We start from the raw sequence: 7,608 nt of genomic DNA on the forward strand, positions 1-7,608 counted from the left end.
CGCGGTGATGTGGTCACTATCTATATGCCGATGATCCCCGAAGCCGTGGTCGCCATGTTGGCATGTACCCGGATCGGCGCTATTCACTCGGTGGTGTTCGGTGGTTTCTCCCCGGAAGCATTAGCCGGCCGCATCATCGACTGCAAATCGAAAATCGTGATCACCGCTGACGAAGGTCTGCGTGGCGGCAAGCGTACTGCATTGAAGGCCAACGTCGATTTGGCGCTGACCAACCCTGACACCGCCAGCGTGCAGAAAATCATCGTGTGCAAGCGCACCGGTGGCGATATTGCTTGGCACCAGCACCGTGATATCTGGTACGAAGACTTGATGAAGGTTGCGTCGAGCCATTGCGCGCCGAAGGAAATGGGCGCCGAAGAAGCGCTGTTCATTCTTTACACCTCGGGTTCCACCGGCAAGCCAAAGGGCGTGCAGCACACCACGGCTGGCTATCTTCTGTACGCGGCCATGACCCACGAGCGCGTGTTCGACTATCGTCCCGGTGAAGTTTACTGGTGCACCGCTGACGTGGGCTGGGTCACTGGCCACAGCTACATCGTCTATGGCCCGTTGGCCAACGGCGCGACCACCTTGCTGTTTGAAGGCGTGCCGAACTACCCGGACATCACTCGCGTGTCGAAGATCATCGACAAGCACAAGGTCAATATCCTCTATACCGCGCCGACTGCGATTCGCGCCATGATGGCCGAAGGCAACAAGGCGGTAGAGGGTGCGGACGGTTCAAGCCTGCGCCTGCTGGGTTCGGTGGGTGAGCCGATCAACCCGGAAGCCTGGAACTGGTATTACAAAACCGTCGGTAAAGAACGCTGCCCGATTGTTGATACCTGGTGGCAGACCGAAACCGGTGGCGTGCTGATTAGCCCATTGCCGGGGGCAACTGCCCTCAAGCCGGGCTCGGCAACTCGGCCGTTCTTCGGCGTGGTTCCTGCGCTTGTGGATAACTTGGGTAACCTGATCGAGGGTGCCGCTGAAGGCAACCTGGTGATACTCGATTCGTGGCCAGGCCAGGCACGGACCTTGTACGGCGACCATGATCGTTTCGTCGACACTTACTTCAAGACCTTCCGTGGCATGTACTTCACCGGTGACGGCGCACGTCGTGACGAAGACGGTTACTACTGGATCACTGGACGTGTGGATGACGTGCTTAACGTTTCCGGGCACCGGATGGGCACCGCCGAAATCGAAAGCGCGATGGTTGCTCACCCTAAAGTGGCTGAAGCCGCGGTAGTGGGTGTGCCACACGACCTTAAGGGGCAGGGCATTTATGTCTACGTCACCCTGAACGGTGGCGAAGAGCCGAGCGAAGCGCTGCGCCTGGAATTGAGAAATTGGGTGCGTAAGGAAATCGGCCCGATTGCTTCACCGGACTTTATCCAGTGGGCACCCGGATTACCGAAAACCCGCTCGGGCAAAATCATGCGCCGCATTCTGCGCAAGATCGCTACCGGCGAGTACGGCGCCTTGGGTGATATCTCCACCTTGGCAGATCCGGGTGTGGTTCAGCACTTGATCGACACGCACAAGACCATGAACGCCGCCTGATGTAGGGCAGTAAAAAGCGCCCCGCCCGGTGAAAGCCGCGCGGGGCGTTTTTGTGTAGATTATCCACAGGTATCTCGGCTTGCCTGGGCCAACGATATTTATCGACTGTTACCGGTTATCTGGGCAGGTAACTCAATGTGTAACTGCAGGGGAGTATTCCCGCCAGTTTCGTGTTTCTTTTGCTCAGTTGACCCCGTGGATAAAACTCAGAAATCGATTGTATAGGCTGGGCTAGAGCCTTCTCTAAACAAGCGGCGCGCTATTTGCTGTATTGACAGGTTTGCTGTTTCCCCGCTCCCCACGCTTTTTCAAAGCTGTCAATATTCCAAAGTTGTTTTCTCAGTGCATGTGTAACTAGTTGTCGCATTGAAGAAATATCGGCTTTGGACCTCCCGTTAAAATGCTCGGCATTCGCCCAAGGCGTCGCAGTCCCTGTTTCCTCTTTGTTCATTGAGCCTCTGGCTCACCCCCTGTCATTTGTCGGTTTATGCCGATGGAGCTCTAATAATGAAAAAACTCATGCTTCTCGGTGCCTTGGCGCTGTCCGTATTAGTGCAACCTGCGTTTGCTGATGAAAAACCGATGAAGATTGGTATCGAAGCGGCTTACCCACCGTTTGCCTCCAAGGCTCCGGACGGCAGCATCGTCGGTTTTGATTACGACATCGGCAATGCGCTGTGTGAGCAAATGAAGGTCAAGTGCACCTGGGTTGAGCAAGAGTTCGACGGCCTGATTCCTGCGCTGAAAGTGCGCAAGATCGACGCCATCCTTTCCTCGATGTCCATCACTGAAGACCGCAAGAAGTCAGTCGACTTCAGCAACAAGTACTACAACACCCCGGCCCGCCTGGTCATGAAAGACGGCACCGTGGTCAGCGCCAGCCTGGCGGAGCTCAAAGGCAAGAAAATCGGCGTGCAGCGCGGTTCGATTCATGACCGTTTTGCTCAAGAAGTCCTGAAGCCACTGGGCGCTGAAATCATGCCGTACGGCTCGCAGAACGAGATCTACCTGGATGTCGCGGCCGGTCGTCTCGACGGCACTCTGGCTGACGCAACGCTGTTGCAGGACGGCTTCCTTAACACCGATGCAGGCAAAGGTTATGCCTTCGCAGGTCCTGCATTCACCGACAGCAAATACTTCGGCGATGGCATCGGCATCGCTGTGCGCAAGGGTGACAAGGCTGATCTGGACAAGATCAACGCCGCCATCGTGGCCATTCGCGCCAACGGCAAATACAAGCAGATTCAAGACAAGTACTTCAATTTCGATATCTACGGCGAGTAACGCCCACGCGTCGTCACCGCCCGCAGTGGCGCACGCAGCAGCGGCTTGTTGATGCGCGCCATTGTTCAATCTCGTGCTTGAGGACTTGAATCATGTTGAAAGGCTATGGGGTTGTAATCCTCGATGGCGCATGGCTCACCCTGGAACTCGCCCTGTCGTCCATGGCTTTGGCTGTCGTTCTCGGGCTGATTGGGGTGGCGCTGCGTTTGTCGCCAGTGCGTTGGCTGGCGTGGTTGGGTGATCTGTATTCCACGGTAATTCGCGGGATTCCCGACCTGGTGCTGATCCTGCTGATTTTCTATGGCGGCCAAGACTTGCTGAATCGCATCGCACCGCTGCTGGGCTTCGACGATTACATCGACTTGAATCCGCTGGTAGCGGGCATCGGCACGCTGGGATTTATCTTTGGTGCGTACCTGTCGGAAACCTTTCGCGGGGCGTTCATGGCGATCCCCAAAGGACAGGCGGAAGCCGGCATGGCGTATGGAATGAGCGGCTTTAAGGTGTTTTTCCGAATTCTTGTGCCGCAGATGATTCGTCTGGCGATTCCGGGCTTTACCAACAACTGGTTGGTGCTGACCAAGGCCACGGCACTGATTTCAGTGGTCGGCCTGCAAGACATGATGTTCAAGGCCAAGCAGGCGGCGGACGCAACCCGTGAACCGTTCACCTTCTTTCTGGCGGTAGCAGCCATGTACCTGGTGATCACCAGTGTGTCGTTGCTGGTGCTGCGTTACCTGGAAAAACGCTACTCGGTAGGCGTTAGGGTGGCAGACCTATGATTTTCGACTACAACGTGGTCTGGGAAAACTTGCCGCTGTATTTCGGCGGCCTACTGATTACCCTTAAGTTATTGGCAATTTCACTGGTGTTCGGCCTGCTGGCGGCACTGCCACTGGGTTTGATGCGGGTTTCGAAAAACCCATGGGTGAACTTGCCGGCATGGCTCTACACCTACGTGATTCGCGGCACGCCGATGCTGGTGCAACTGTTTTTGATCTATTACGGACTGGCGCAATTTCAAGCCGTGCGCGACAGCTTCCTCTGGCCGTTACTGTCCAGCGCGACGTTCTGTGCGTGCCTGGCGTTCGCGATCAACACCAGCGCCTACACCGCGGAGATCATCGCCGGCAGCCTAAAATCCACCCCGGCGGGGGAGATCGAGGCCGCCAAGTCCATGGGGATGTCGCGCGCGAAAATGTATCGGCGGATCTTGCTGCCATCGGCCTTGCGCCGGGCGCTGCCGCAGTACAGCAATGAAGTGATCATGATGCTGCAGACCACCAGTCTGGCGTCCATCGTGACTCTCATCGATATCACCGGCGCGGCGCGTACGGTCAATGCCCAGTTCTATTTGCCGTTCGAGGCCTACATCACCGCTGGCGCGTTCTACCTGTGCCTGACCTTTATTCTGGTACGGCTGTTCAAAATGGCCGAGCGTCGCTGGCTGGGCTACCTCGCCCCGCGCAGGGCTTGAACCATGAGTCGTATTGAGCGCGTGCTCGGCAACCGTTTTGTGAGAACCCAACGATGAACAAACTTGAAGTCCACGACCTGCATAAAAGCTATGGCAGTCATGAAGTGCTCAAGGGTGTGACCCTGACGGCCAAAGCTGGCGATGTGATTAGCATTATCGGCTCCAGCGGCTCAGGTAAAAGCACGTTCCTGCGCTGCATCAATCTGCTTGAGCAGCCCAATGCCGGCAAAATCGTTTTGAACAACGAAGAGCTGAAGTTGGTGGCGAACAAGGATGGCGGCTTGAGAGCTGCCGACCCTAAGCAACTGCAACGCCTGCGTTCGCGGCTGTCCATGGTGTTTCAGCACTTCAATCTGTGGTCGCACATGACGGCCCTGGAAAACATCATCGAAGCGCCGATTCATGTGTTGGGCATGTCGAAGAAAGACGCGCTGGAAAAGGCCGAACACTACTTGGCCAAAGTCGGCGTCTCGCACCGCAAGCATGCTTATCCGGGGCACATGTCTGGGGGCGAGCAGCAACGTGTGGCGATTGCTCGCGCTTTGGCCATGGAACCTGAGGTGATGCTGTTCGATGAGCCGACATCGGCGCTTGACCCTGAATTGGTCGGCGATGTACTCAAGGTGATGCAGGCGCTGGCACAGGAAGGGCGAACCATGGTGGTGGTCACTCACGAAATGGGTTTTGCCCGTGAAGTGTCGAACCAGCTGATTTTTCTGCACCAGGGCCGGGTTGAAGAGCGCGGTAATCCACGTGAAGTGCTGATTAATCCGCAGTCAGAGCGTCTTCAGCAGTTCTTGTCGGGCAGCTTGAAGTAAACGAAACATTTTTGACGATGCCTTTAGCGCTAGAACAGGTCATGCTCCGCGTCACCGGATGACCTGGCTCCGCCCGATACACTGTGAGCGCACTGATGCTCGACCCACAACCGCCATCCGTTTCGGACTGTACGCTATGACTGCCCATCGAATAGGTTTCCTCATCTGGCCCAGCACCAAAGCCTTGACTCTGGCGCTGGCCGAGGAAGCCTTGCGTGTTGCACAGCGCGTCCATCCAGAAGTGGTTTACGAACTGCTGTTTCTGCAAGCTGAACCGCCCGTCGAAGGTGCCGCTTGGCAGTTACCGGGCGCGCCATGGGCTGGGCGTCTGGAGGGTTGTCAGAAGTTGTTTCTGCTGGCGGATGAACCTCCCGCGTCGATGACCTCGGCACTCAGTGCAGCCCTCAAACAACAGGTGCGTGCTGGGTGTGTGATTGGTGGCCTGTCCGCCGGGGTGTATCCATTGGCTCAGTTGGGTCTGCTCGACGGTTACCGTGCGGCGGTGCACTGGCGTTGGCAGGATGATTTTGCCGAGCGCTTTCCGAAAGTGATCGCTACCAGCCATTTGTTTGATTGGGACCGTGACCGGTTGACCGCCTGTGGCGGTTTGTCTGTATTGGACCTATTGCTGGCGGTGCTCGCCCGTGATCACGGCGCTGAGCTGGCCGGTGCAGTCTCTGAAGAACTGGTGGTAGAGCGAATTCGTGAGGGCGGTGAACGTCAGCGTATTCCACTGCAAAACCGTCTGGGCTCCAGCCATCCGAAGCTGACTCAGGCCGTGTTACTGATGGAAGCCAACATCGAAGAGCCGCTGACCACCGATGAAATCGCCCAGCACGTGTGCGTGTCCCGTCGCCAGTTGGAGCGGATCTTCAAGCAGTACCTTAACCGCGTACCGAGCCAGTATTACCTAGAGCTGCGCTTGAACAAGGCGCGGCAGATGTTGATGCAGACCAGTAAGTCGATTATCCAGATTGGTTTGTCGTGTGGGTTCTCGTCCGGGCCGCACTTCTCCAGCGCTTACCGCAACTTCTTTGGCGCCACGCCCCGGGAAGACCGCAACCAGCGCCGCAGCAGCAGCCCGTTCGAATTGTCGTCGGTGCCGTCTGAGCGCGGCTGATGCCTGAAATTTGTAAGAGCGGGCTTGCTCGCGATTGGCTTGATGCGGTGTCTCAGGAACACCGCGATCGTGAGCAAGCCCGCTCCTACAGTTTTTTGCGCCAGCTCGCGGGATCTACACATCAGAAACCTTTAAACTGCCTATTTCCGACGCTATATGTCGCATTGCCGAAAACTACCGAAAAACACGGTGAGGCGCTGTAACAAGTTGTCGCTTGGCGGCAAGGTCGGACTCAAATCAGTCCTTACAATCCTCCCATCGCTTGCCAGTTTCAGGCAGGTGCACCTCTTCAGGAGACTCCGATGTCCGTTGAGCATGCTCAGGTGCAACGCACCGATTTTGACCAGGTTATGGTCCCCAACTATTCGCCAGCGGGCTTTATCCCCGTGCGCGGTGCGGGTTCCCGCGTCTGGGATCAGTCGGGTCGCGAACTGGTCGATTTTGCTGGCGGCATCGCCGTAAACGTACTCGGCCACGCCCACCCGGCGTTGGTCAGCGCGCTGACTGAGCAAGCCAATACGCTGTGGCACGTGTCCAACGTGTTCACCAACGAACCGGCCCTGCGTCTGGCGAAGAAGCTGGTTGCCGCCACGTTCGCCGATCGCGTGTTCTTCTGTAACTCGGGCGCCGAAGCCAACGAAGCCGCGTTTAAATTGGCGCGTCGGGTCGCTTTCGACCTGTATGGCTCGGAAAAATACGAAATCATTGCCGCGATTAACAGCTTTCACGGCCGTACCTTATTCACCGTAAACGTTGGCGGTCAGTCCAAGTATTCCGATGGGTTTGGCCCGAAAATCGTCGGTATCACTCACGTTCCGTTCAATGATCTGGACGCGTTGAAAGCAGCTATCTCCGATAAGACCTGCGCTGTGGTGTTGGAGCCAGTACAAGGCGAGAGCGGCGTGATTCCCGGTGAATTGGCCTATTTACAAGGCGCTCGGCAACTGTGTGACGAGCACAATGCACTGCTGGTATTCGACGAGGTGCAGAGCGGCATGGGGCGTTCGGGCGAACTGTTTGCCTACATGCATTACAACGTGATCCCGGACATCCTCACCAGCGCCAAGAGCTTGGGCGGCGGTTTCCCGATTGCTGCGATGATGACCACCGAAAAGCTTGCCAACCACCTGACCGTCGGCACCCACGGCACTACCTATGGCGGCAACCCTTTGGGCTGCGCGGTGGCGGAAGCGGTGATCGACATTGTTAATACTCCAGAAACACTGGCCGGCGTGAAAGCCAAACGTGCGTTGTTTCAAGCGCGTCTGGAACAGATCGGCAAGCAGTACGGCATGTTCACCCAAGTGCGTGGTTTGGGGTTGTTGATTGGTTGCGTGCTTAAC

Annotated in this window: 7 protein-coding genes; all 7 read left to right on the forward strand. The window is 56.8% G+C overall.

Going from position 1 to position 7,608, the window contains the following annotated elements; genetic code table 11:
• On the forward strand, positions 1-1,566 hold a 1,566-nt coding region (gene acs / locus M0974_RS16515; protein WP_297838865.1), incomplete at its 5' end, for an acetate--CoA ligase.
• Between the two features lie 507 nt (positions 1,567-2,073).
• The gene (locus M0974_RS16520) at positions 2,074-2,850 is read left to right on the forward strand and encodes an ABC transporter substrate-binding protein (RefSeq protein WP_297838867.1); all 777 of its coding nucleotides are present in this window, start codon (positions 2,074-2,076) and stop codon (positions 2,848-2,850) included.
• A gap of 92 nt (positions 2,851-2,942) precedes the next feature.
• Entirely contained in the window at positions 2,943-3,632 is a 690-nt protein-coding gene (locus M0974_RS16525; protein WP_297838870.1) for an ABC transporter permease, read from the forward strand.
• A complete protein-coding gene (locus M0974_RS16530; RefSeq protein ID WP_297838873.1) occupies positions 3,629-4,327 on the forward strand; it encodes an ABC transporter permease in 699 nt (232 codons plus the stop codon). Before M0974_RS16525 ends, M0974_RS16530 begins: the two co-directional genes overlap by 4 nt.
• 53 nt (positions 4,328-4,380) lie before the next feature.
• Complete coding sequence (locus M0974_RS16535) at positions 4,381-5,145, forward strand: ABC transporter ATP-binding protein (RefSeq protein WP_297838876.1); 765 nt, start codon at positions 4,381-4,383, stop codon at positions 5,143-5,145.
• 136 nt (positions 5,146-5,281) lie between these two features.
• Entirely contained in the window at positions 5,282-6,265 is a 984-nt protein-coding gene (gene argR / locus M0974_RS16540) for a transcriptional regulator ArgR (protein ID WP_297838879.1), read from the forward strand.
• A 302-nt stretch (positions 6,266-6,567) separates the two neighbouring features.
• A partial coding sequence (locus M0974_RS16545; RefSeq protein ID WP_297838882.1) for an acetylornithine/succinyldiaminopimelate transaminase occupies positions 6,568-7,608 on the forward strand: 1,041 nt, incomplete at its 3' end.

The organism is Pseudomonas sp., assembly GCF_026224925.1.
In the GTDB taxonomy this organism is placed as follows: Bacteria; Pseudomonadota; Gammaproteobacteria; order Pseudomonadales; family Pseudomonadaceae; genus Aquipseudomonas.

Bases quoted from the DNA above. Each gene is read 5' to 3' on its own strand.
- M0974_RS16520 (WP_297838867.1), top strand. From the start codon at position 2,074: ATGAAAAAACTCATGCTTCTCGGTGCCTTGGCGCTGTCCGTATTAGTG.
- M0974_RS16525 (WP_297838870.1), top strand. From the start codon at position 2,943: ATGTTGAAAGGCTATGGGGTTGTAATCCTCGATGGCGCATGGCTCACC.
- M0974_RS16530 (WP_297838873.1), top strand. From the start codon at position 3,629: ATGATTTTCGACTACAACGTGGTCTGGGAAAACTTGCCGCTGTATTTC.
- M0974_RS16535 (WP_297838876.1), top strand. From the start codon at position 4,381: ATGAACAAACTTGAAGTCCACGACCTGCATAAAAGCTATGGCAGTCAT.
- argR (WP_297838879.1), top strand. From the start codon at position 5,282: ATGACTGCCCATCGAATAGGTTTCCTCATCTGGCCCAGCACCAAAGCC.